This window comes from Streptomyces harbinensis (genome assembly GCF_900116145.1).
GTDB lineage: Bacteria > Actinomycetota > Actinomycetes > Streptomycetales > Streptomycetaceae > Streptomyces > Streptomyces carpaticus.
Window position 1 is genome coordinate 225,677 of record NZ_FPAB01000005.1, and the last position, 21,513, is coordinate 247,189.

Annotated in this window: 18 protein-coding genes, 1 tRNA gene and 1 pseudogene; 15 read left to right on the forward strand and 5 right to left on the reverse strand. The window is 73.2% G+C overall.

Features of this window, described 5'->3' with window-relative positions:
• Positions 1-22: 22 nt before the first annotated feature.
• Positions 23-514 carry a DUF4231 domain-containing protein gene (locus tag BM385_RS15990; protein ID WP_254791603.1) on the forward strand — a complete coding sequence of 164 codons (492 nt, stop codon included), beginning with the start codon at positions 23-25 and terminating at the stop codon, positions 512-514.
• 27 nt (positions 515-541) lie between these two features.
• On the opposite strand, the gene BM385_RS15995 is transcribed toward BM385_RS15990, so the two are convergent.
• Positions 542-1,078, reverse strand: coding sequence for an NUDIX hydrolase (locus BM385_RS15995; protein ID WP_019435645.1), 537 nt, complete (start codon positions 1,076-1,078; stop codon positions 542-544).
• On the reverse strand, positions 1,075-2,547 hold the full coding sequence (locus BM385_RS16000; RefSeq protein ID WP_019435646.1) for a zinc-dependent metalloprotease: 1,473 nt from the start codon (positions 2,545-2,547) through the stop codon (positions 1,075-1,077). The genes BM385_RS15995 and BM385_RS16000 overlap by 4 nt, the downstream gene beginning before the upstream one ends.
• A 133-nt stretch (positions 2,548-2,680) precedes the next feature.
• On the opposite strand from BM385_RS16000, the gene BM385_RS16005 reads away from it, so the two are divergent.
• From BM385_RS16005 to BM385_RS16020, 4 genes are all read left to right on the forward strand, one after another.
• On the forward strand, positions 2,681-3,820 hold the full coding sequence (locus BM385_RS16005; protein WP_026047760.1) for an SDR family oxidoreductase: 1,140 nt from the start codon (positions 2,681-2,683) through the stop codon (positions 3,818-3,820).
• Positions 3,821-3,980: 160 nt separating this feature from the next.
• On the forward strand, positions 3,981-4,424 hold the full coding sequence (locus tag BM385_RS16010; RefSeq protein ID WP_093843440.1) for a molybdenum cofactor biosynthesis protein MoaE: 444 nt from the start codon (positions 3,981-3,983) through the stop codon (positions 4,422-4,424).
• Positions 4,425-4,528: 104 nt separating this feature from the next.
• Complete coding sequence (locus BM385_RS16015) at positions 4,529-4,726, forward strand: hypothetical protein (protein ID WP_019435649.1); 198 nt, start codon at positions 4,529-4,531, stop codon at positions 4,724-4,726.
• Positions 4,727-4,751: 25 nt separating this feature from the next.
• A complete protein-coding gene (locus BM385_RS16020; protein ID WP_093843441.1) occupies positions 4,752-5,843 on the forward strand; it encodes a YlbL family protein in 1,092 nt (363 codons plus the stop codon).
• A gap of 86 nt (positions 5,844-5,929) precedes the next feature.
• Here the strand turns inward: BM385_RS16020 and BM385_RS16025 are convergent, their stop codons facing one another.
• Positions 5,930-6,490, reverse strand: coding sequence for a PPA1309 family protein (locus BM385_RS16025; protein ID WP_019435651.1), 561 nt, complete (start codon positions 6,488-6,490; stop codon positions 5,930-5,932).
• A gap of 129 nt (positions 6,491-6,619) precedes the next feature.
• Between BM385_RS16025 and BM385_RS16030 the strand changes: the two genes are divergently transcribed.
• From BM385_RS16030 to BM385_RS28385, 5 genes and pseudogenes are all read left to right on the forward strand, one after another.
• Positions 6,620-9,577, forward strand: a complete 2,958-nt coding sequence (locus BM385_RS16030) for a UPF0182 family membrane protein (protein WP_093843442.1) — start codon at positions 6,620-6,622, stop codon at positions 9,575-9,577.
• Between the two features lie 67 nt (positions 9,578-9,644).
• Positions 9,645-9,718 (forward strand) — tRNA-Met (locus BM385_RS16035).
• A gap of 328 nt (positions 9,719-10,046) precedes the next feature.
• A complete protein-coding gene (locus BM385_RS16040; RefSeq protein ID WP_093843443.1) occupies positions 10,047-11,744 on the forward strand; it encodes a tetratricopeptide repeat protein in 1,698 nt (565 codons plus the stop codon).
• A 187-nt stretch (positions 11,745-11,931) separates the two neighbouring features.
• Positions 11,932-12,054 (forward strand): annotated as a pseudogene (locus BM385_RS28380) (alpha/beta fold hydrolase); the annotation flags it as partial.
• Between the two features lie 122 nt (positions 12,055-12,176).
• Positions 12,177-12,569: an alpha/beta fold hydrolase gene (locus tag BM385_RS28385; protein ID WP_367889605.1), complete on the forward strand. Its 393-nt coding sequence runs from the start codon at positions 12,177-12,179 to the stop codon at positions 12,567-12,569.
• Between the two features lie 19 nt (positions 12,570-12,588).
• Here BM385_RS28385 and BM385_RS16050 read toward each other — a convergent pair whose 3' ends face one another.
• Positions 12,589-14,097 (reverse strand): MDR family MFS transporter, encoded by a 1,509-nt coding sequence (locus tag BM385_RS16050; RefSeq protein ID WP_093843444.1) that lies wholly within the window; start codon positions 14,095-14,097, stop codon positions 12,589-12,591.
• A gap of 191 nt (positions 14,098-14,288) precedes the next feature.
• On the opposite strand from BM385_RS16050, the gene BM385_RS16055 reads away from it, so the two are divergent.
• Positions 14,289-14,879, forward strand: a complete 591-nt coding sequence (locus BM385_RS16055) for a TetR/AcrR family transcriptional regulator (protein ID WP_019435656.1) — start codon at positions 14,289-14,291, stop codon at positions 14,877-14,879.
• Here BM385_RS16055 and BM385_RS16060 read toward each other — a convergent pair.
• Positions 14,876-15,484 (reverse strand): SACE_7040 family transcriptional regulator, encoded by a 609-nt coding sequence (locus BM385_RS16060; protein ID WP_093843445.1) that lies wholly within the window; start codon positions 15,482-15,484, stop codon positions 14,876-14,878. The two genes, BM385_RS16055 and BM385_RS16060, sit on opposite strands and share 4 nt — an antisense overlap.
• A gap of 82 nt (positions 15,485-15,566) precedes the next feature.
• Here BM385_RS16060 and BM385_RS16065 point away from each other — a divergent pair, with 82 nt between their 5' ends.
• The 4 genes from BM385_RS16065 to BM385_RS16080 are packed head-to-tail and all read left to right on the forward strand — an operon-like array spanning position 15,567 to position 21,372.
• Positions 15,567-17,195 (forward strand): carboxyl transferase domain-containing protein, encoded by a 1,629-nt coding sequence (locus tag BM385_RS16065; protein WP_093843446.1) that lies wholly within the window; start codon positions 15,567-15,569, stop codon positions 17,193-17,195.
• A gap of 23 nt (positions 17,196-17,218) precedes the next feature.
• Entirely contained in the window at positions 17,219-19,261 is a 2,043-nt protein-coding gene (locus tag BM385_RS16070; protein WP_093843637.1) for an acetyl/propionyl/methylcrotonyl-CoA carboxylase subunit alpha, read from the forward strand.
• Positions 19,262-19,275: 14 nt separating this feature from the next.
• On the forward strand, positions 19,276-20,205 hold the full coding sequence (locus tag BM385_RS16075; protein WP_093843638.1) for a hydroxymethylglutaryl-CoA lyase: 930 nt from the start codon (positions 19,276-19,278) through the stop codon (positions 20,203-20,205).
• Positions 20,206-20,208: 3 nt separating this feature from the next.
• The gene (locus BM385_RS16080) at positions 20,209-21,372 is read left to right on the forward strand and encodes an acyl-CoA dehydrogenase family protein (protein WP_019435661.1); all 1,164 of its coding nucleotides are present in this window, start codon (positions 20,209-20,211) and stop codon (positions 21,370-21,372) included.
• The last annotated feature ends 141 nt before the right edge of the window (positions 21,373-21,513 follow it).

Consider the following 21,513-nt stretch of genomic DNA (forward strand, 5'->3'; position numbering starts at 1 on the left):
CGGCGTCGGGCAGCATGGTCCCGTGCCGATACGCAGAAGGGCCCCGCCACCGCCGCCGTTCCCGCCGCACACCGCCGCCCCCGACGACGATCCGGTGCTGGAGTACGCCCGCGCGGAACTGGACTGGTACGCCCGGGTCCGCGACCGGGCCCGGATCCGCCACCGGGTGACCGAGCTGAGCGCGCTGGTCACCGGGGCGGTCACGGTCGTCGCGGCGGGCGTCCAGGCCCCGGCCGCCGTCACCGCCACCACCGCCGGGCTGACGCTGTTCATCGGCGGCTTCCGGCAGCTCTTCAACGATCAGGAACGCCACATCCTGGCCGCCGAGGCCTGGGTCCGGCTGCGGCTGGCGACCCAGCGGTACCGGCTGCTGCCGGCGCCGGAGCGGGACGAGGCCGCCCGCCGCCGCCTGCTGGAGCGGATCGAGTCGGTGGCCACCGCCGAACTCCGGGGCTGGGCCGGCGCCCACCGGGGCGCGCGGACGGCCGCCCCGCCCGAGGACGCCGGACCGTGACGGGCGCACGCCCCCGGCCGGGGCGGCTCAGCGCAGCGCGGCCCGGGTGCGCTCCAGCAACCGCACCACCGAGGCGTCCGCGACCTCCCGGACCTCCTCGTAGCCGAACCAGCGCAGTTCGAGCGATTCCTCGCTCACCGTCTCCCGCGCACCGGAGGGCGCCAGCGCCGCGTACTGGACGTCCAGGTGCGTCGCGCACGGCGTGTCGTGCCGGTCGAGATTGACCGGCTCCGGCAGCAGCCGCAGACCCGGTACGCCCGACTCCTCGGTCGCCTCGCGCAGCGCGGCACCGGCCAGCGAACGGTCGGCCGGCTCGCAGTGGCCGCCGGTCTGGAGCCACATCCGCAGCTTGCGGTGCAGGGTGAGCAGCACCCGCTCCCGCTCCGGGTCCACGATCAGCGCGCTCGCCGTCAGATGACCGGCTCCGCAGGACTTCCACATGCCGTCCGGGTGCGCGGCCAGATGCTCCGTGTACGCGGCGCGCAGTTTGTCCTGCGCACCGTCCGGCGCCTGCCACGCGGCCAGCACCCGGGCCGCGTCCCGGTGCAGCGGATCGGCGCTCATGCGGGACGGCCCCCGCCGTTCCCGGTGCCCGTCCCGCCGTCGTCCTCGCCGCCGTCCCGCTTCTCCGGGCCGCCCGCCGCGCCGCCGTCCGTCTCCGCGCCGCCCGTCTCGCGGCCACCGGCCTCCGGACGCGGCGACTCCGTCGCCTCGCCCAGCATCCGGTCCAGCTCGGAGAAGTCCGGCTGCTCACGGTGGACGAACCCGTCCGGGTCGGCCAGATCCTCCGCAGTGGGCAGCAGATCCGGGTGCGCCCACAGCGCCTCCCGGCCCGACACCCCGCGCGCGTCCGTCAGCGACGCCCACAGCCGGGCCGCGTCCCGCAGCCGGCGCGGGCGCAGTTCGAGACCGATCAGCGTCGCGAACGTCTGCTCCGCCGGGCCGCCGGTCGCCCGGCGCCGCCGCAGCGTCTCGCGCAGCGCCGAGGCCGCCGGCAGATGCGGCTCGGCCGCCGCGTGCACCACGGCGTCCACCCAGCCCTCGACCAGCGCGAGCGCCGTCTCCAGCCGGGCCAGCGCCGCCTTCTGCTGCGGGGTGTCCTCCGGCTGGAACAGGCCCTGCTGCAGCTTCTCCTGCAACTCCTCGGGCCGGCTCGGGTCCAGCTGCCCGACCAGGCCCTCCAGCTTGTCGGTGTCCACCTGGATGCCGCGCGCGTACCCGTCCACCGCGCCGAACAGATGCGAGCGCAGCCACGGCACATGCGCGAACAGCCGCTGGTGCGCGGCCTCGCGCAGCGCCAGATACAGCCGCACCTCGTCCTGCGGTACGCCCAGGCCCTCGCCGAAGGCCGCCACGTTCACCGGAAGCAGCGCCGCCTTGCCGGCCGGGGCCAGCGGCAGCCCGATGTCGGTGGAGCCCACCACCTCACCGGCCAGCATCCCGACCGCCTGGCCGATCTGGGTGCCGAACATCGCGCCGCCCATCGAGCGCATCATGCCCAGCAGCGGGCCGGCCATGGCCCGCATCTCCTCGGGCAGCACATCGCTCATCGCCGCCCCGACCCGCTCCGCGACCGGGTCCACCAGCTCCTTCCACACCGGAAGGGTCGCCTCGATCCACTCGGCGCGGCTCCAGGCCACCGCCGTGCCCGCGCCCGAGGGCAGCGCCGTCACCCCGTCCAGCCACAGGTCGGCCAGCCGCATGGCCTCCTCGACCTGCTCCCGCTCGTGCCGCCCCACGCTGGCGTCCTTGGAGCCGTCGGCGGCGCCCTGCGCCACCGTCTGCCGCGCCACGTTCTGCGCCAGCTCCCAGTTCACCGGGCCGCCCTCGTAACTCAGCAACTGCCCCAGCTGCTGGAACGCGGCGCCCAGGTCCTGCGGGCTCATCTGGCCGCCCGCCCCCAGCGAACCGAACATCGCGGACAGCGGGTCGCCGCCCGGCAGCTCTCCGCCGCCCTGGCCGTCCTTCTTCTTGCCGGAGTCGCCGTCGTCGGGGTCATCCGGGAGGCCGAATCCGAAGGGGAAGTTACTCACGGGAATCCTCGGCTCTGTGTCGTCGGACGGAACCAACGTGCCTGAATCGCTGGTCTCTGCCTCCAGCCTAGACACCTCTCAGGCAGGATGGGGCCTGCGCACGTCGTACTGAAACAACCGCTGGAGAGATCCTGTGAGTTCCCCGGAGCCAACCGTTCGCGCAGCGCGAAACGCCCCCAGGGCGCCGCTGACCGTCGCGGTCACCGGCGCCGCCGGCGGGGTGGGGGCGCTGCTCACCGAGCGGCTGCTCGCCACGCCCGGCGTCCAGCGGGTGCTGGCGCTCGACGAGCGTCTCGGGGACGCCAGGGGCGCCGAATGGCACACCCTGGACGTCCGCGACCCCGCCATCGCCGACCTGCTGCGCAGCCGCGGCGTCTCGCGGGAGAGCGGCGACCACGACAGCCCGGTGGACGTGGTGGTGCACCTCGCGCTCGACCTCGATCTGGAGTCGGACCCGGCCGTCCGCTCCGCGTACAACGTGCGCGGGACGCAGACGGTGCTGACCGCCGCCGCGGCGGCCGGGGTGCGGCGGGTGGTGCTGGTCACCTCCGCCATGGTCTACGGGGCGCTGGCCGACAACCCGCTGCCGCTCGCCGAGGACGCGGAGCTGCGCGCCACGGCCGAGGCCACCTGCGTCGGGGACTTCCTGGAGATCGAGGACCTGGCCCGCCGGGCGCCGCGCGCGCACCCCGGGCTGAACGTCACGGTGCTGCGGCCCGCGGTGCTGGTGGGCGGCACGGACACGGCGCTGACCCGGTACTTCGAGTCGCCCCGGCTGCTGGTGGTGGCCGGCTCCCGGCCGCGCTGGCAGTTCTGCCATGTGCAGGACCTGGTCGGGGCGCTGGAGTACGCGGCGCTGGAGCGGGTCGAGGGCGAGCTGGCGGTGGGCTGCGACGGCTGGCTGGAGCAGGAGGAGGTCGAGGAGCTGTCCGGCATTCGCCGCATGGAGCTGCCCCCGGCCGTCGCCCTGGGCGCGGCGGGGCGGCTGCACCGGCTGGGCCTGACGCCCTCACCGGCCGGCGACCTCGCGTACACCATGCATCCGTGGGTGGTCAGCGGCAGCAAGCTGTACGAGGCGGGCTGGCGTCCGGAGTGGACGAACGAGGAGGTGCTGGCCGAACTCCTCACCGAGGTCGCGGGCCGGCACACGGTCGCCGGGCGGCGGCTGGGCCGCAAGGACGCGGCGACCACCCTGGGCGCGGCCGGTGCCACGGTCGCCCTGGTCGGTACGGCGGCGCTGGTGCGCAGGGCGCGCAAGGCCCGCCGCCGCTGAGGACCGGCCCCGTCGCCCTTCGCCCGCCACGCGGCGCGGTGGGGCGGTGGTGTGTCCGGTGGCCGGTGGTGTTGGGTGGGGAGCCGGAGCGCACGCGGGTGCGCACCGGCGCACGCGCACCGTGGGCACGCACCCTGGCAGGAAGGCAGGCGAAGCCATCATGAGGTCGTCCGGTCCGTTGCGGCTGCTCGCCGTCCGGGAGGAGCCGCTGTCCGTCGACGAGGTGTTCCGCGCGGTGGGGGACGACGCGGCCGGCGGGACGGCGCTGTTCGTCGGCACCGTCCGCGACCACGACGGTCACCCGTCCGGCGCAGCCGTCACCGCGCTGGAGTACTCCGCCCATCCCGGCGCCGAGGAGGCGCTGCGCACGGTCGCCGGGAAGGTGGCCGCGGACTTCCCCGTCCGGGCGCTGGCCGCCGTGCACCGCACCGGCACGCTGGCGGTCGGCGACCTGGCCGTGGTGGTGGCGGTGTCCTGTCCGCACCGGGCCGAGGCGTTCGCCGCCTGCCGCCGCCTCATCGACGACCTGAAGCGGGAGGTGCCCATCTGGAAGCGGCAGACGTTCGACGACGGCACCGAGGACTGGGCCGGCGCGTGCGGATGATCACACGCCCGGGGGCGTGCGCTGCTCCAGTTGCGTAACCCCTACCGCCGTACGAGCGTTGTCCTGCCGAAGCATTCAGCACTCGCCGAGGTGGGAGGTCGGTCATGGCCGTGCTGGTATGGCTGCTGATCCCGGTCGCCGGTGCGCTGGTGGCCGGCCTGTGGAGCGCCTGGGCCGTCCGCTACCGGACCGGCGCCGGCGGCATCGCGGACGCCGCGGGGGTACGCGGCTACGACCGGTTCCGGGCCGCCATGGAACGCTCCCCCTTCCCGTCCGCCGGACGGGCCCCGGCCGACGGCTGAGGGGCCGTTCCCGTACTGTCAAGACATGCCACGCCGCACCGCGACGCTGCTGACGTCCACCCTGCTGCTGATAGCTCTGCTGACCGCCGGAGTGCTGGTCAAGGTGCCGTACTCGGAGATGTCGCCCGGCCCGACCGTCAACACCCTGGGGGAGTACTCGGGCGAGCCGGTGCTGAGCATCGAGGGCCACGAGACGTACGAGGCCACCGGCCACCTCAACATGACCACCGTCCGGGTCACCGGGATCAACTACCGGATGAACCTGCTGGAGGCGATGGGCGGCTGGCTGGCCGGCGACCGCGCCGTGGTGCCGCACCGCACGCTCTACCCGGAGGACGTCAGCGCGGACGAGGTGGAGCAGGAGAACGCCGAGCAGTTCAGCCGCTCCCAGGAGAGCGCCAAGGTGGCCGCGCTCAACCAGCTGGGCATCGAGTACACCACCCAGACCATCGTGGACTCGGTGGTCAAGGACAGCCCCTCCGAGGGCCGGCTGCACGCCGGTGACGCCATCGTCGCCGTCGACGGCACGAAGATCAGCGATCCGGCGCAGGTGGCCGAGGAGGTCACCAAACACACCGCGGGCGAGGACGTGGTGTTCACCATCGTGCCCGCGGAGGCGGCGGAGGCCGCCCGGGACGCGGGGGAGGACCTGCCCTCCCGGACCGAGGACGTCACCATCACCACCGGCACGGCCGACGACGACGGGCGCGCCATCGTGGGGATCGTGGCCGGGGTGGCGCACACCTTCCCGTTCACCATGGACATCGAGCTGGCCGATGTCGGCGGCCCCAGCGCCGGGCTGATGTTCTCGCTCGGCCTCATCGACAAGCTGAGCCCCGAGGACCTGACCGGCGGCGCGTTCGTGGCCGGCACCGGGACGATCGACGACGCGGGCACGGTCGGCCCGATCGGCGGCGTCACCATGAAGACCATCGCGGCCCGGGACGCGGGCGCCGAGTACTTCCTCACCCCGAAGGACAACTGCGCCGCCGCCGCGGCCGACAAGCCGGGCGGGCTCACGCTGATCGAGGTGGCGGACCTCCGGGGCGCGCTGGACGCGCTGGAGAGCATCAGGACGGGTGACACGGCCGCGCTGCCGCAGTGCGCGCGGGGCTGACGCCCCGTCGGCGCGGCCCGTCCGCGCCACCCGCCCGGGTTGTTATCGCTTTGTTACGCCACCGGTGTCCCGCCGGTCGCCCCGGCTCACTCCTCGAAGGTCGCCGACAGCGCCGCGGCCAGCCCCGGGACCAGATCGGTGCCGGTCAGGACCTCGGTCTCGGTGTCCTTGTCCCGGAATCGCAGGGCCGATTCGCGGCTGCCGTCGCGCAGCACCGCGACCGTCATCCGGACCTCGCGCCGCTCGGGGTGCTCGGCCACCCAGGCGGCCAGCCGCTCCTCCGCGCCCTCGCGGGCCAGTTCCTCCGGGACGGCCTGCTCGGCGGACGGCGGCAGCATCAGCCGCTCCACCACGAGGGCGCAGCCGGCCACCGCGTCCGGCCAGGCGATGGTGGCGAGGAATTCGTCCAGCGGCACTCCGGCGGGAAGTTCCTCCTGCTCAATGGGGGTGAGTTCGCTGCTCTCCGCGAGTTCGAGCCGGTCGGCCAGGCCCGGCTCGCTGGCGCGCAGCCGCGCGGTGTCCACGAGGGCGAAGAGCAGAGCGGGCCGGTCCCAGCCGAGCCCGGAGGCGTAGGTGTCGATCTCCAGTACGGCCCGGGTGAGGGGTGAGGCGGCGGCGGGCGTGTGGGGCGTGTTGTCCATGGGCATATCGTGCCTTCCCGGGCCCCGGAAACGGGAACCGAGTAAAGCTTGAGTAAGTTAGCTCAGTGGGCAACCCCTGGGCTGCCCGGCTTCATCAACCCGCGAATCTTTGAGGTGCGCACCTTGGCTTTCCAGATGCCGGACCGGGGCTCGGGCCGCCCCAACGGTCCGAACGGGCCCAGAGGCCCCCGAGGTCCGGGGGGACGGGGGTTCAACGTAGGGCGTCCGTCCCGGGGCGCCCGGAGCCTGCTGATCACCGCGGCCATCCTGGCCGGTCTGGCCATTCTCTTCGCGATGTTCGCGGGGTTCTGGACGGACTGGCTGTGGTACAGGTCGGTCGATTACACCAGCGTCTTCCGCACCCAGCTCTTCACCCGGATCGTGATGTTCGCGGTCTTCGGTGTGGTGATGGCGCTGGCGGTGGGGCTGAACATCTGGCTGGCCCACCGGCTGCGCCCGCCGCTGAGCGCGATGTCGATGGAGCAGCAGAACCTCGACCGCTACCGGATGAGTATCGCCCCCTTCAAGAAGTGGGTGCTGCTCGGGGTCGCCCTTCTGGTCGGTCTGATCGCGGGCGGCTCGGCGTCGGGCCAGTGGCGCACCTGGCTCCAGTACGTCAACGGCACGTCCTTCGGGGTCACCGACCCGCAGTTCAACAAGGACGTGTCGTTCTTCGCGTTCGACCTGCCGTTCTACCGGTTCCTGCTTGGCTTCGGCTTCGCCGTGGTCGTGGTGTCGCTGATCGCCGCCGCCCTGGTGCACTACCTGTACGGCGGACTGCGGGTGACCACCCCGGGCAACCGGATCACCCCGGCGGCCACCGGGCACCTGTCGGTGCTGCTGGGCCTGTTCGTGTCGCTCAAGGCGGTCGCGTACTGGTTCGACCGGTACGGCCTGGCGCTCAAGAGCAGTGACCTGCGGGACAACACCGGCTGGACCGGCCTGCGCTACGTCGACGCCAACGCGTACCTCCCGGCCAAGACCATCCTGACGATCATCGCCGCCATCTGCGCGGTGCTGTTCTTCGCCACCCTGTGGCGCCGGGTGTGGCAGCTGCCGGTGCTCGGCCTCGGTCTGCTGGTGCTGTGCGCCGTGCTGATCGGCGGCGTGTACCCGGCGCTGGTGCAGCAGTTCCAGGTGAAGCCGAACGAGGTGGCCAAGGAGACGCCGTACATCCAGAAGCATCTGGACGCCACCAAGCAGGCGTACGACATCGCCGACGCCCAGTTGCAGGACTACACGGGGGTCAGCGACGCCGATCCGGAGACGCTGCGCAGCGCGGTGTCCACCACGGCCAGCATCCGGCTGCTCGACCCGAGCGTGGTCTCGCCGGCGTTCCAGCAGATCCAGCAGGTCCGCGGGTACTACCAGTTCCCGGCGACCCTGGACGTGGACCGCTACCCGAGCGCCGACGGCGAGGGCGAGACGGACACCGTCATCGGTCTGCGCGAGATGAACGTCAACAACGTTCCCGAGCGGAACTGGATCAACGACCACTTCCGCTACACCCACGGTTTCGGTGTGGTGGCCGCCAGCGGCACCGACGTGCTCAGCAACGGCCAGCCGGCCTTCATCGAGCAGGACCTGCCGCCGGAGGGCGACCTCGGCGAGTACGAGCCGCGCATCTACTACGGCGAGTACACCACGCAGTACTCGATCGTGGGCGGCCCGCAGCAGGAGATCGACTACGCCGGTGAGGAGGGCGAGGTCGAGTACAGCTACACCGGGGACTCCGGTGTGCCGCTGGACAACTACTTCAAGCGCGCCGCGTACGCCCTCACGATGAGCGAGCCGCAGATCCTCTACTCCGGGGCGATCGGCGACGGTTCGCGCATCCTGTACAACCGCACGCCGAAGGAGCGAGTGCAGGCGGTCGCGCCGTGGCTGACGATCGACGGGGACCCGTATCCGGCGGTCGTGGACGGCCGGGTGCTGTGGATCGTGGACGCGTACACCACGACCAACGGCTACCCGTACTCCTCGCGCACCACGCTGGGCGAGGCCACCGAGACCTCGCTGACGGACGAGCGCGGCCAGGTGGTGGCCCAGGAGAACCGGGTCAACTACATCCGCAACTCGGTCAAGGCCACGGTCGACGCGTACAACGGTGAAGTCACCATGTACGAGTGGGACACCGAGGACCCGGTCCTGAAGACCTGGATGAAGTCCTTCCCGGGCACCGTGGAGGCGCGCGACCAGATCAGCGACCAGCTGATGGACCACCTGCGGTACCCGCAGGACCTGTTCAAGGTGCAGCGTGATCTGCTCCAGCGCTTCCACGTGGACAGCGCGGCGCAGTTCTACAGTGGTTCGGAGCGCTGGCAGGTGCCGGACGACCCGACCCACCGGGGTACCTCGGTGCCGCCGTACTACCTGAGCATGAAGATGCCCGACCAGGACGAGCAGACCTTCTCGCTCACCACCACCTTCACGCCGCTCGGCCGTGACACGCTCGCGGCGTACATGGCGGTGGACGCGGACACCAGAAGCGACGAGTACGGGACGATGAGAATCCTCACCCTGCCGTCGAACACCACGGTGTGGGGTCCGCAACAGGTGCAGTCCCGGTTCAACTCCGATCCGGTCATCGCCCAGGAGATCAACCTGCTGAGCCGGGGTGACTCGGAGGTCGAGTACGGCAACCTGCTGACCGTGCCGCTGGAAGGCGGACTGCTGTACGCCGAGCCGGTGTACGTGCGCGGTGCCGGCACCAACTACCCGCTGCTGCGGAAGGTGCTGGTGACCTACGGCGAGCAGACCGCGTTCGAGGACACGCTGGACGCGGCGCTGGATGTGGTGTTCGGGGTCGCCGAGCCCTCACCGCCGCCGGAGGACGGCGAGGAGCCGCCGGAGGGCGAGGAGCCCCCGCCGACTCCGCCGGGCGGTGGCACCGCCGAGGAGCTGGTCCAGGAGGCCCAGACCGCCTACGAGGAGGGCCAGACGGCGCTCCAGAACGGTGACTGGGCGGCGTACGGCGAGGCGCAGGCGCGTCTTGAGGAGGCGCTGAGCCAGCTGGCGGAGCTGCAGTCCACGGACTCGGCCGCGCGCAACGAGGACGAGGAACAGGACGGCGGCGAGACGGCCGACGGGTAAGGAGCGGCTCCACCCCGTGGTAGTGTTCTACTTGTTCCCGCAAGGGGGCAAAGCAACACCAACACGGCGCGGGGTGGAGCAGCTCGGTAGCTCGCTGGGCTCATAACCCAGAGGTCGCAGGTTCAAATCCTGTCCCCGCTACTGCGTGAGGGCCCGGAACCAGTCAGGTTCCGGGCCCTCTTCGTCGTGTGCGCGCGCACCGGCGCGCGCCCGGTGGCGGTGGGCGCGCGCGAAGCGTCCCGGCTTCTTCCGTTCCTGGTCAACTCGCTGTGTCGCTGCGGCTGTTCTGTCAGTGGACGACGGCATACTGCGTGACGACGGACCGAAGCATCCGATTCGGCATCAACTCCACACCTGCTGCGGCGTTTGGATGTATCCATATCGGGAAGTCGACAAAACGCTCAAGTGACTTCACTGGCTGCGGTATACCAGGTGTACGCAGGTTTCAGGTGGTGCGATTATGGACCTTATGGGGGACAAGGCAGGGTTCGAGAGCAGCCATGCGGCCGCGCTGGAAGGCGCGCGGCTGCTGCGCTTGGGCGATCTGGAAACCGCCGAGCCGCGCCTGCGGGCCGCGGCGGCGGAGGGGGAGCGTTCCGCCGCGAACAACCTCGGCGTGCTGCTCTCCCAGTCGGGACGGATGGACGAGGCCGCCGAGTGGTGGCGGATCGCCGCGGTCGCCGGCTCGGCCCCGGCCGCCCACGCGCTCGGCCGGCTGCACCGGGAGCGCGGCGACGAGACGGCCGCCGAGTTCTGGCTGCGCCAGGCGGCCGAGAGCGGCCATGCCTCGGGCGCGTACGCGCTGGCCGCGCTGCTGGACCACCGGGGGGTGGCGGAGGCCGAGCGCTGGTTCCGGACGGCCGCCGAGCGCGGGCACCGGGAGGGCGCGTACCGCTACGCCGAACTGCTGGCGGTCGCCGACGGCGGGAAGGCGGCCGAGCCGTGGTTCCGGCAGGCGGCGGCGCGCGGGCACCGGCGGGCCGCGCTGCGGCTGGGCGCGCTGCTGGAGGCCGATGGCGCGCTCGGCGAGGCGAGCCACTGGTACCAGGCCGCCGCCGAGGCGGGCGAGGCCAAGGCCGCCGCCGCGCTGGGGTTCCTGCTGCGGGACGCCGGGGAGGCGGACGGCGCCGAGCAGTGGTGGCGGCGGGCCGCGCGGGACGGCGACGGCCCGGCGGCCAACGCGCTGGGCGCGCTGCACGCCGAGCGCGGCGAGCGGCAGGAGGCGCAGCGCTGGTACCGGGCGGCGGTCGAGGCCGGCGACATGAACGGCGCGTTCAACCTGGCGCTGCTGAGCGTGGAGGCCGGCCGGATGGCGCAGGCCGAGCAGTGGTACCGCCGTGCCGCGTACGCCGGGCACCGCGAGGCGGCCAACGCGCTGGCGGTGCTGCTGCTCCAGCGCGGCGACGCCTCCGGCGCCGAGCCGTGGTTCTCCAAGGCGGCCGAGGCGGGCAGCGTGGACGCGGCCTTCAACCTGGGCATCCTGCACGCCGGGCGCGGTGAGGCGGGCCTGGCGCGGCGCTGGTACGAGCAGGCGGCGGCGGCCGGGCACGCGGAGGCGGCGCTCCAGATCGCGGTCGGGCTGCTGCGGCCCGGCTCCGGCGAGGCCGATCTGCACCGCGCGGAGGAGCAGTTGCGGGTGGCGGCGGACGGCGGCAGCGTCGAGGGCGCGTTCCGGCTCGCGGTGCTGCTGGAGCGGCGGGCGCTGCGCTCCGGCGAGGCCGGGGCGGAGCCGGCCACGGCCGGCGAGCCGGGCGAGGCGGCGGACGCGGAGCCCGAGCACGAGCGGTGGTACGAGCGGGCGGCCGAGCGCGGTCACCGGCGGGCCCAGGTGCGGCTGGGGATGTGCGCGGCGGCCCGGGGCGACGTGGTCACGGCGGCCCGCTGGTACCGGGCGGCGGCGGAGGCCGGCAGCCGCAACGGCGCGTTCAACCTGGGCCTGCTGCTGGCCCGGGAGGGCAGCGAGCCGGAGGCGGCGCTGTGGTGGACGCGGGCGGCGGAGGCCGGCCACGGCCGGGCGGCCCTGCGGCTGGCGCTGCTGGCGTCCCGCCGCGGCGACCTGGACGCGGGCGGCAACTGGTGCACCCGGGCGATGGAACTGGGCCCACCCGAGGTCGCGGCCCGCGCCTCCCGCCTCCGGGAGGCCCTGCGCCAGGAACTGACGGCCTGACGGCCCCGCCGCCGCCCGGTCCCACCGGGGCGGTGGCGGGGCCCGGCCGGTGGTCGCGGAGAATGGCGGGGTGGGTGAGTTCGCCGTTGCCGCAGACGAGGTCCCGATCGCGTATCAGGTGTCCGGCGCCGGGGAGCCGCTGGTGCTGCTCGCCGGGCAGTCCAACAGCCATGGGTGGTGGGACCCGGTGCGCGCGGACTTCGCCGCCGCGTACCGTACCGTCACCCTCGACTGGCGGGGGACCGGGGACAGCGACAAGCCCGATGTGCCGTACAGCACCCGGGGTTTCGCGGACGATGTGATCGCCGTACTGGACGCGCTCGGCATCGAACGGGCCCACGTGTACGGGACGTCGATGGGTGGCCGGGTGCGCCCTGGGGGCACCTCCCGGACGAAGTCTGGGGGAGGCTGGCGGCGGCGTACCCGGAGCGGGTGCGCGCCCTCGTGCTGGGCTGCACCTCGCCGGGCGGTCCGTTCGCCGTGGAGCGCGGCAACGACGTGCGGCGTTCCCTCGCGCAGGGCACGCCCGCCGAGATCCGGCGCGCGCTCATCGACCTGATGTACACCCCGGAGTGGACGGCCCGGCACCCCGGTCCGTACGCGACGCTCGGCGACCGGGCCATGCCCGGCTTCGCGCGGCGGCGGCATCTGCTGGCCAGCAACGGCCACGACGCCTGGGAGGCACTGCCGTCGATCACCGCCCGCACCCTGGTGGTGCACGGCACCGCCGACCGGTTCAACCCGGCGGCCAACGCCCCTCCCCCAGACTTCGTCCGGGAGGTGCCCCCATCGCCGGCCGGATCCCGGGGGGCCGGGTCGAGCTGATCGACGGGGCGCGGCACGCCTACTTCGAGGAGTTCTCCGCCATCGCCTCCCCGCTGGTGCGGGACTTCCTCGGCGCCGGCTCGTCGTAACCGCGCAGCGGCACCTGGCGGATGAACCAGGCCAGCACGAACCCGGCCGCCGCGACCGCGCCCGCCCACCAGAAGGTGGTGATCACCCCGCCGGTCACCGCCTCCTGGAAGATCTCCCGGGCCCGCTCCGGCAGGGACTTCAGCAGTTCGGGCGTCATCTGGGTGACGTCGCCGCCCAGTTCGCCCGCCTCGCGGGTGACGTGCGAGGTGTACAGCGCGCCCAGCAGCGAGACGCCGAGCGAGCCGCCCATGTTGCGCAGGAACGTCACGGCGCCGGTGGCCGCGCCGATGTCCCGGGCGGGGGCGCTGTTCTGGGCGATCAGGGTGGTGGTCTGCATCAGGCAGCCCATGCCGAGGCCGAGCAGCACCATGTAGCCGGCGGTGACGGTCCTGGAGGTGCCGGTGTCGATGGTGGCGAACAGCGCGAGGGCCAGCACCAGCATCGCGGTGCCGGCGATCGGCAGTGCGCGGTAGCGGCCGGTGCGGCTGATGAACTGCCCGCCGGCCAGGGACATTACCATGGCGGCGATCATCATCGGCATCAGCAGCAGTCCGCTGTTGGTGGCCGAGGAGCCCTGGACGAATTGCTGGTACTGCGGCAGGAACGTCACGCCGCCGAACATCACGAACCCGACCACCAGGGCCAGCGCCCCGGCGAGGGTGAAGTTGGCGGACCGGAACACCGACAGCGGCATCACCGGCTCGGCGGCCCGCCGCTCCACCAGGACGAAGGCGGCGAAGGCGGCCACCGTCAGCGCGGCGAGCCCCAGGATCTGCGGTGAAGCCCAGGCGTACTCGGCGCCGCCCCAGCTGGTGATGAGCACCAGGGCGGTGATCCAGGTGGTGAGCAGGGCCGCGCCGGTCCAGTCGATACGGGGCCGGGTCGCGCCGGTGGCGGCGGCGCCGCGCGGCAGCCGGGCCAGGGTGTACCAGCAGACCACCAGGGTGACCAGGCCGAGCGGCAGGTTCACGTAGAAGGCCCAGCGCCAGCTGAGGTGGTCGGTGATGAAGCCGCCGACCAGCGGGCCGCCGATCATGGCGACCGGCATCACGGCCATCATCATGCCCTGGTACTTGCCGCGTTCGCGCGGCGGGACGATCTCGGCGATCACGGCGAGGACCCCGACCATCAGCCCGCCGGCGCCCAGGCCCTGGAGCGCGCGGAAAGCGATCAGCTGGGCCATGTCCTGCGCGAGGCCGGCCAGCACGGAGGCGAGCAGGAAGATGCCGATCGCGGACAGGAAGGTGATCCGGCGGCCGTAGAGGTCGCCGAGCTTGCCCCACAGCGGGGTGGCGGCGGTGGAGGCGAGCAGATAGCCGGTGGTGACCCAGGCGAGATGGTTCAGCCCGCCGAGGTCGCCGACGATGGTGGGCAGCGCGGGGGCCACGATCATGTTGTCGAGCATCGCCAGCAGCATGGCGATGATCAGACCGCTCATGGTGAGCGTGATCTCACGCGGAGTGAAGGCGGGTGTTGCGGGGGTATCGGGCGGCGTGGCTGAGGCCATGAGGGTGGTCCGTCCAGCTGGTATATCACTTACCGGTCGGTCAGTAAGTTAGCTTAGGCCGATAGGGTGTGCAACAGACGTTCGGGCAAGGCCGGGTCAAGAAACGGCGAAGGGCGGTAGTCATGGCAGGCGCGGGGCGCCGCTCGGGGCAGGACACCAAGGCGCGGATCCAGGAGGTGGCGCTGGCCCTGTTCACGGAGCGGGGGTACGAGTCCACCTCGATGCGGGAGATCGCCGAGCGGCTGCACATCACCAAGGCCGCCCTGTACTACCACTTCAAGAACAAGGAGGACATCGTCGTCTCCCTGTTCGGCCGGCAGATGGCCGCGGTGGACGACCTCATCGACTGGGCGGCCGGCCAGCCGCCGGGCCCGGATCTGCGCCGGGAGGTCGTCGAGCGCTGGATCGCGCTGAGCACCGAGCTGGGGGTGCGGATGTTCCGGTTCGCGATGACCAACCAGCATGTGCTGCGCGAGCTGAAGCCGCGCCGGGAGGGCGCCTTCGAACGGTTCCAGGTGCTGCTGGACGTCATCACCGACCCGGACGCCCCGGTGGCGGAGCAGCTGCGTACCCGGATGGCGCTGCTCAGCGTTCAGATGTGCCTGATGGCGGGGCGCGGCCTGGATGTGACGGACGAGGAGCTCACGGGCGCCGCCCGCGAGCTCTCCCTGGAACTCCTCGGCCCGCCGGCCGGGGCCGGAACCGGCGGCTAAGCCGGTACGTCCGCCGCGCCCGCCGCCGCGAAGGCCCCGGTGGCCAGCCGGTGCAGCAGTGCGGCCGTCTCCTCGCGGTCCTGCGCGGCGCCGGGGCGCACCAGGTGCGGGGTGGAGTTCAGCAGCCCGAACACGGCGTGCACGGCCGCCCGCGCCTGCCGCTCGGCGAGCCCGGGGTGCACCTCGCGGACGACCTCCACCCACAGCTCCACGTACTGCCGCTGCAACTGCCGCACCTGTTTGCGGTCGGCCTCCGGCACCCGGTTCAGCTCGCGGTCGTGCAGGACGATCAGCGCCCGGTCGTCCAGCGCGAAGTCGATGTGCCCGGCGATCAGGGCGTCCAGCGCGGCCTCCGGGGCGAGCCCCGCCGCCCTGGCCTCGGTCACCCGCTGCCGGCCGCCGTCCCGCAGCCGGCTGCTGATGCCCACCAGCAACTCGGTGAGCATCGCCTCCTTGCCCGCGAAGTGCCGGTACAGCGCCGGCCCGCTGATGCCGACCGCCGCTCCTATCTGGTCGACCCCGATGCCGAGGAAACCGTGCTCGGCGAAGAGCCGGGACGCCTCGCGCAGGATCTGTTCTCTGCGGGTGCCGGCATGCGTGTTCATGAACCGATTGTAGACAGCCCGGTTAGCGAGCGTTAACCTGACGCTCGGCACACCATTCCGCACAGCTGGTAAGGGAGGCCGAGTGAACGTCCGGCAGGCCCAGGCCCCGGTGCTCCGCAGCGCCGCCGACCCCGCCTCGGCGGCGTACCGCGCCAACGAGGCCGCCCACCGGGAGCTGGCCGCCCGGCTGCGCGAGAAACTCGCCGCCGCCCGGCTCGGCGGCGGCGCCCGCGCCCGCGCCCGGCACACCGCCCGCGGCAAGCTGCTGCCACGCGAGCGGGTCGACGCCCTCCTCGACCCCGGCTCGCCCTTCCTGGAACTGGCGCCGCTCGCCGCCGACGGCATGTACGACGGCCAGGCCCCGGCCGCCGGGGTGATCGCCGGCATCGGCCGGGTCAGCGGCCGGCAGACCGTCATCGTCGCCAACGACGCCACCGTCAAGGGCGGCGCGTACTTCCCGATGACCGTCAAGAAGCATCTGCGCGCCCAGGAGATCGCCCTGGAGAACCGGCTGCCCTGCCTGTACCTGGTCGACTCCGGCGGCGCGTTCCTGCCCCTCCAGGACGAGGTGTTCCCCGACCGCGACCACTTCGGCCGGATCTTCTACCACCAGGCCCGGCTCTCCGCCGCCGGCATCCCGCAGATCGCCGCCGTCCTCGGCTCCTGCACCGCCGGCGGCGCCTATGTCCCCGCCATGAGCGACGAGGCCGTCATCGTCCGCGACCAGGGCACCATCTTCCTCGGCGGCCCGCCGCTGGTGAAGGCCGCCACCGGCGAGGTCGTCACCGCCGAGGAACTGGGCGGCGGCGACGTCCACACCAGGACCTCCGGCGTCACCGACCACCTCGCCGACAACGACGCGCACGCGCTGCGCATCGTCCGCGACATCGTCGCCACCCTGCCCGCCGCGCCCGCCCCGCCCTGGGAGGTCACCGCTCCCGAGCCGCCCGCCGCCGACGAGGCCGGGCTGTACGGCGTGGTGCCCGCCGACCCCCGTACCCCCTACGACGTGCGCGAGGTCATCGCCCGGCTGGTGGACGGCTCCCGCTTCCACGAGTTCAAGGAACGCTACGGGCCCACCCTGGTCACCGGATTCGCCCGCATCCACGGCCACCCGGTCGGCGTCGTCGCCAACAACGGCATCCTCTTCTCCGAGTCCGCCCAGAAGGGCGCCCACTTCATCGAGCTGTGCGACCAGCGCGGCATCCCGCTGCTCTTCCTCCAGAACATCTCCGGCTTCATGGTCGGCCGCGACTACGAGGCGGGCGGCATCGCCAAGCACGGCGCCAAGATGGTCACCGCCGTCTCCTGCGCCCGCGTCCCCAAGCTCACCGTCGTCATCGGCGGCAGCTACGGCGCGGGCAACTACTCGATGTGCGGCCGGGCGTACGGCCCCCGGTTCCTGTGGATGTGGCCCGGCGCCAAGATCTCCGTGATGGGCGGCGAACAGGCCGCCTCCGTGCTGGCCACCGTCAAACGCGACCAGCTGGCAGCGCGGGGCGAGGAGTGGCCGGCCGCCGAGGAGGAGGCGTTCAAGGAGCCCATCAGGGCCGGCTACGAGGCCCAGGGCAACGCGTACTACGCCACCGCCCGGCTCTGGGACGACGGGGTCATCGACCCGCTCCAGACCCGTACGGTGCTCGGTCTCGCGCTCACCGTGTGCGCGGGCGCGCCGCTGGGCGAAGCCGGCTACGGCGTCTTCCGGATGTGAGTGGAGGAGCAGCAGTGAACGCGCTGATGGACAGTGTGCTCGTCGCCAACCGGGGCGAGATCGCGGTACGGATCATCCGCACCCTGCGCCGGCTCGGCATCCGCGCCGTCGCCGTGTACAGCGACGCGGACGCCGGCGCCCGGCATGTGCGCGAGGCGGACGCGGCGGTACGGATCGGGCCCGCGCCGGCCGCCGACAGCTATCTGTCGGTGGAGGCGCTGCTGGACGCCGCCCGCCGCACCGGGGCCGCCGCCGTGCACCCCGGCTACGGCTTCCTCGCCGAGAACGCCGCCTTCGCCCGCGCGGTGACCGGCGCGGGACTCACCTTCGTCGGCCCGCCCGCCGACGCCATCGCGCTGATGGGCGACAAGATCCGCGCCAAGGAGACGGTGGCGGCGGCCGGGGTGCCGGTGGTCCCGGGCGCCTCCGGCGCCGAACTGGCCGCCGAGGCCCGCAAGCTGGGCATGCCGGTGCTGCTCAAGCCCTCGGCGGGCGGCGGCGGCAAGGGCATGCGGCTGGTGCGCGAGGAAGCCGCCCTGGAGGAGGAGATCGCCGCCGCCCGGCGCCAGGCGCTGGCCGCCTTCGGCGACGACACGCTGCTGGTGGAGCGGTGGATCGAGGCTCCCCGGCACATCGAGATCCAGGTGCTGGCCGACGGGCACGGCACCGTCCTGCACCTCGGCGAGCGCGAGTGCTCCCTCCAGCGCCGGCACCAGAAGATCGTCGAGGAGGCGCCCAGCCCGCTGCTGGACGCCGCCACCCGCGCCGCGATGGGCGAGGCCGCCGTCGCCGCCGCCCGCTCCTGCGGCTACCGGGGCGCCGGCACGGTGGAGTTCATCGTCCCCGGCGCCGACCCGGGCGCGTACTGCTTCATGGAGATGAACACCCGGCTCCAGGTCGAACACCCGGTCACCGAACTCGTCACCGGGCTCGACCTGGTGGAGTGGCAGCTGCGGATCGCCGCCGGGCAGCCGCTGCCGCTGCGCCAGGACGCGGTCGCGCTGACCGGGCACGCCGTGGAGGCCCGGCTGTGCGCGGAGACCGCGCGGGTCGCGGAGGACGGCTCCCGGGTGGACTTCCTGCCCTCGGCCGGCCGGGTCCACGTGCTGCGCGAGCCCTCGGGGGAGGGGGTACGCGTCGACTCCGGGCTGTCGGGCGGCCCCGGCGGCGACGAGGTGGGCACCGCGTACGACCCGCTGCTCGCCAAGATCGTCGCGTACGGCCCCGACCGGCCCACTGCGCTGCGCCGGCTGCGCGCGGCGCTGGGGGAGACGGTGGTGCTGGGGGTGGACACCAACGCCGGGTTCCTGCGCCGGCTGCTGGCCCACGAGCGGGTCGCGGCCGGGGAACTGGACACCGGCCTGGTGGACGCGGCGGCCCCGGAGCTGGTGCCCCGGCAGGTGCCGGACGAGGTGTACGCGGCGGCGGCGCTGCTGCGGCACGCCGCGCTGGAGCCGGCCGCCGACCCGGCCACCGGCTGGATCGACCCGTTCGCGGTGCCCTCCGGGTGGCGTCTGGGCGACGAGCCGGCCTGGACCGCGTACCCGCTGCGGGTGCCGGGGCGGGAGGCCGTCACGGCGTGGGTGCGGCCCGGCGAGGCGCGGATCGGGGACGGCGACCCGGTGCCCGCGCGGCTGCTGACCGGCGGCGGGTCCGGGCCCGGGTCCGGGTCCGGTGACGTTCACGTGGAGTACGCGGGGTACACGTATCACTTCGCCTGGGCGCCGGAGCCGCCCGACGGACTGTGGCTGGGCCGGGACGGCGACACCTGGCAGCTGCGCGCCCACGACGCCCTGGCCGGGGCCGGCGGCACCGCCGCCGAAGCCGGCACCGACACCCTCACCGCCCCCATGCCCGGCACCGTCACCGTGGTCAAGGCCGCCGTCGGCGACGAGGTCACCGCCGGGCAGAGCCTGCTGGTGGTCGAGGCCATGAAGATGGAACACCTGATCACCGCCCCGCACGCCGGCACCGTCACCACCCTGGACGTCACCCCCGGCACCACCGTCGCCATGGACCAGGTGCTGGCCCAGGTCGCCGCCCACCAGGACGAGGAGGCCGTGTGACCGGCGAACTCCCCATGCGGTTCCGCGACGACGCGCTGCCGCCCCGGGTCCGTATCCACGAGGTGGGCCCCCGGGACGGCTTGCAGAACGAGCCGTCCCGGGTGCCGGTCGCCGTCAAGGCGGAGTTCATCCACCGGCTGGCCGACGCCGGGCTCACCACCATCGAGGCCACCAGCTTCGTCCGCCCCGACCTGGTGCCCCAGCTCGCCGACGCCGCCGAGCTGATGCCACTGCTCGGCGACCTCGGCGAGCGCGGGGTGCGGCTGCCGGTCCTGGTCCCCAACGAGCGCGGCCTGGAGCGGGCGCTCGCCCTCGGCGTCCGCGAGGTCGCCGTGTTCGCCAGCGTCACCGAGTCCTTCGCCCGCGCCAACCTCAACCGCACCGTGGACGAGAGCCTCACCCTCTTCGAGCCGGTGGTGAGCCGCGCGCTGCGCGCCGAGGTCCCGGTGCGCGGCTACCTCTCCATGTGCTTCGGCGACCCCTGGGAGGGCCGGGTCCCGGCCGACCGGGTGGTCCGGGTCGCCCTGCGGCTGCTGGAGCTGGGCTGCGCCGAGCTCAGCCTCGGCGACACCATCGGGGTGGCCACCCCCGGCCATGTGGCCTCCCTGCTCAGCGCGCTGAAGGACGCCGGGATCCCGGCCACAAAGCTGGCCGTCCACTTCCACGACACCTACGGCCAGGCGCTGTCCAACACCCTCACCGCCCTGCGGCACGGTGTCACCACCGTCGACGCCTCCGCCGGGGGGCTCGGCGGCTGCCCGTTCGCCAAGAGCGCCACGGGCAACCTCGCCACCGAGGACCTGCTGTGGATGCTCCAGGGCCTTGGCATCGACACCGGCGTCGACCTGCGGCGACTCGCCGCCACCAGTGACTGGCTGGCCGCACACCTCGGCCGGCCCAGCCCGTCGCGCACCGTCCGCGCGCTCTCCCACAAGGAGTCCTGACCCATGGCACTGGACCACCGTCTGACCCCCGAGCACGAGGAACTGCGCCGCACCGTGGAGGCGTTCGCCCACGACGTGGTCGCCCCGCGCATCGGCGCCTACTACGAGCAGCACGCCTTCCCCTACGACATCGTGCGCGAGATGGCCGCCATGGGCCTGTTCGGGCTGCCGTTCCCCGAGGAGTACGGCGGTATGGGCGGCGACTACCTGGCGCTGTGCCTGGCCCTGGAGGAGCTGGCCCGGGTGGACTCCTCGGTGGCCATCACCCTGGAGGCGGGCGTCTCGCTCGGCGCGATGCCGCTGTACCGGTACGGCAGCGAGGAGCAGAAGCGGGAGTGGCTGCCGAAGCTCTGCTCCGGCGAGATGCTGGGCGCCTTCGGGCTGACCGAGCCCGGCTTCGGCTCCGACGCCGGGGGTACCCGTACCACTGCGGTACGGGACGGGGACAGCTGGGTGATCAACGGCACCAAGTGCTTCATCACCAACTCCGGCACCGACATCACCGGCCTGGTCACCGTCACCGCCGTGACCGGCCGCACTGCGGACGGCGCGCCGCTGATCTCCACCATCGTCGTGCCCTCCGGCACCCCCGGCTTCACCGTCGCCGCCCCGTACTCCAAGGTCGGCTGGAACGCCTCCGACACCCGCGAACTGTCCTTCAGCGACGTCCGGGTGCCCGCCGCCAACCTGCTCGGCGAGGAGGGACGCGGCTACGCCCAGTTCCTGCGCATCCTGGACGAGGGCCGGATCGCGATCTCCGCACTGGCCACCGGGCTCGCCCAGGGCTGCGTGGACGAGTCGGTGCGCTACGCCGGGGAGCGGGAGGCGTTCGGCCGTCCCATCGGCGCCAACCAGGCCATCCAGTTCAAGCTCGCCGACATGGAGATGCGCGCCCACACGGCCCGGGTGGCGTGGCGGGACGCGGCCTCCCGGCTGCTGGCGGGCGAGCCGTTCAAGAAGGAGGCGGCGATGGCCAAGCTGTACTCCTCGGACGTGGCGGTGACCAACGCCCGCGAGGCCACCCAGATCCACGGCGGCTACGGCTTCATGAACGAGTACCCGGTGGCCCGGATGTGGCGGGACAGCAAGATCCTGGAGATCGGCGAGGGCACCAGTGAGGTGCAGCGCATGCTGATCGCCCGCGAACTGGGCCTGGGCCGGGGGTGACCACGGGGCGGTGACGGCCCCGGAACGGCCGGTTCCGGGGCGCCCGTGCGGCGGTCATATGCGGGCCGCCGGTGTCCGGATCCGGTCGCCGCGGCGGCTGACCGAGGGCGGAATTTTGCGTTCGCGGGCTGCTGGCACAAT

Bases quoted from the DNA above. Each gene is read 5' to 3' on its own strand.
- BM385_RS16015 (WP_019435649.1), top strand. From the start codon at position 4,529: ATGGCCGTGCTGGTATGGCTGCTGATCCCGGTCGCCGGTGCGCTGGTG.
- BM385_RS16050 (WP_093843444.1), bottom strand. From the start codon at position 14,097: ATGAGCGGTCTGATCATCGCCATGCTGCTGGCGATGCTCGACAACATG.
- BM385_RS16025 (WP_019435651.1), bottom strand. From the start codon at position 6,490: ATGCCCATGGACAACACGCCCCACACGCCCGCCGCCGCCTCACCCCTC.
- BM385_RS15995 (WP_019435645.1), bottom strand. From the start codon at position 1,078: ATGAGCGCCGATCCGCTGCACCGGGACGCGGCCCGGGTGCTGGCCGCG.
- BM385_RS16060 (WP_093843445.1), bottom strand. From the start codon at position 15,484: ATGAACACGCATGCCGGCACCCGCAGAGAACAGATCCTGCGCGAGGCG.
- BM385_RS16075 (WP_093843638.1), top strand. From the start codon at position 19,276: ATGCGGTTCCGCGACGACGCGCTGCCGCCCCGGGTCCGTATCCACGAG.
- BM385_RS16055 (WP_019435656.1), top strand. From the start codon at position 14,289: ATGGCAGGCGCGGGGCGCCGCTCGGGGCAGGACACCAAGGCGCGGATC.
- BM385_RS16030 (WP_093843442.1), top strand. From the start codon at position 6,620: ATGCCGGACCGGGGCTCGGGCCGCCCCAACGGTCCGAACGGGCCCAGA.
- BM385_RS16040 (WP_093843443.1), top strand. From the start codon at position 10,047: ATGGGGGACAAGGCAGGGTTCGAGAGCAGCCATGCGGCCGCGCTGGAA.
- BM385_RS16020 (WP_093843441.1), top strand. From the start codon at position 4,752: ATGCCACGCCGCACCGCGACGCTGCTGACGTCCACCCTGCTGCTGATA.
- BM385_RS16010 (WP_093843440.1), top strand. From the start codon at position 3,981: ATGAGGTCGTCCGGTCCGTTGCGGCTGCTCGCCGTCCGGGAGGAGCCG.
- BM385_RS16080 (WP_019435661.1), top strand. From the start codon at position 20,209: ATGGCACTGGACCACCGTCTGACCCCCGAGCACGAGGAACTGCGCCGC.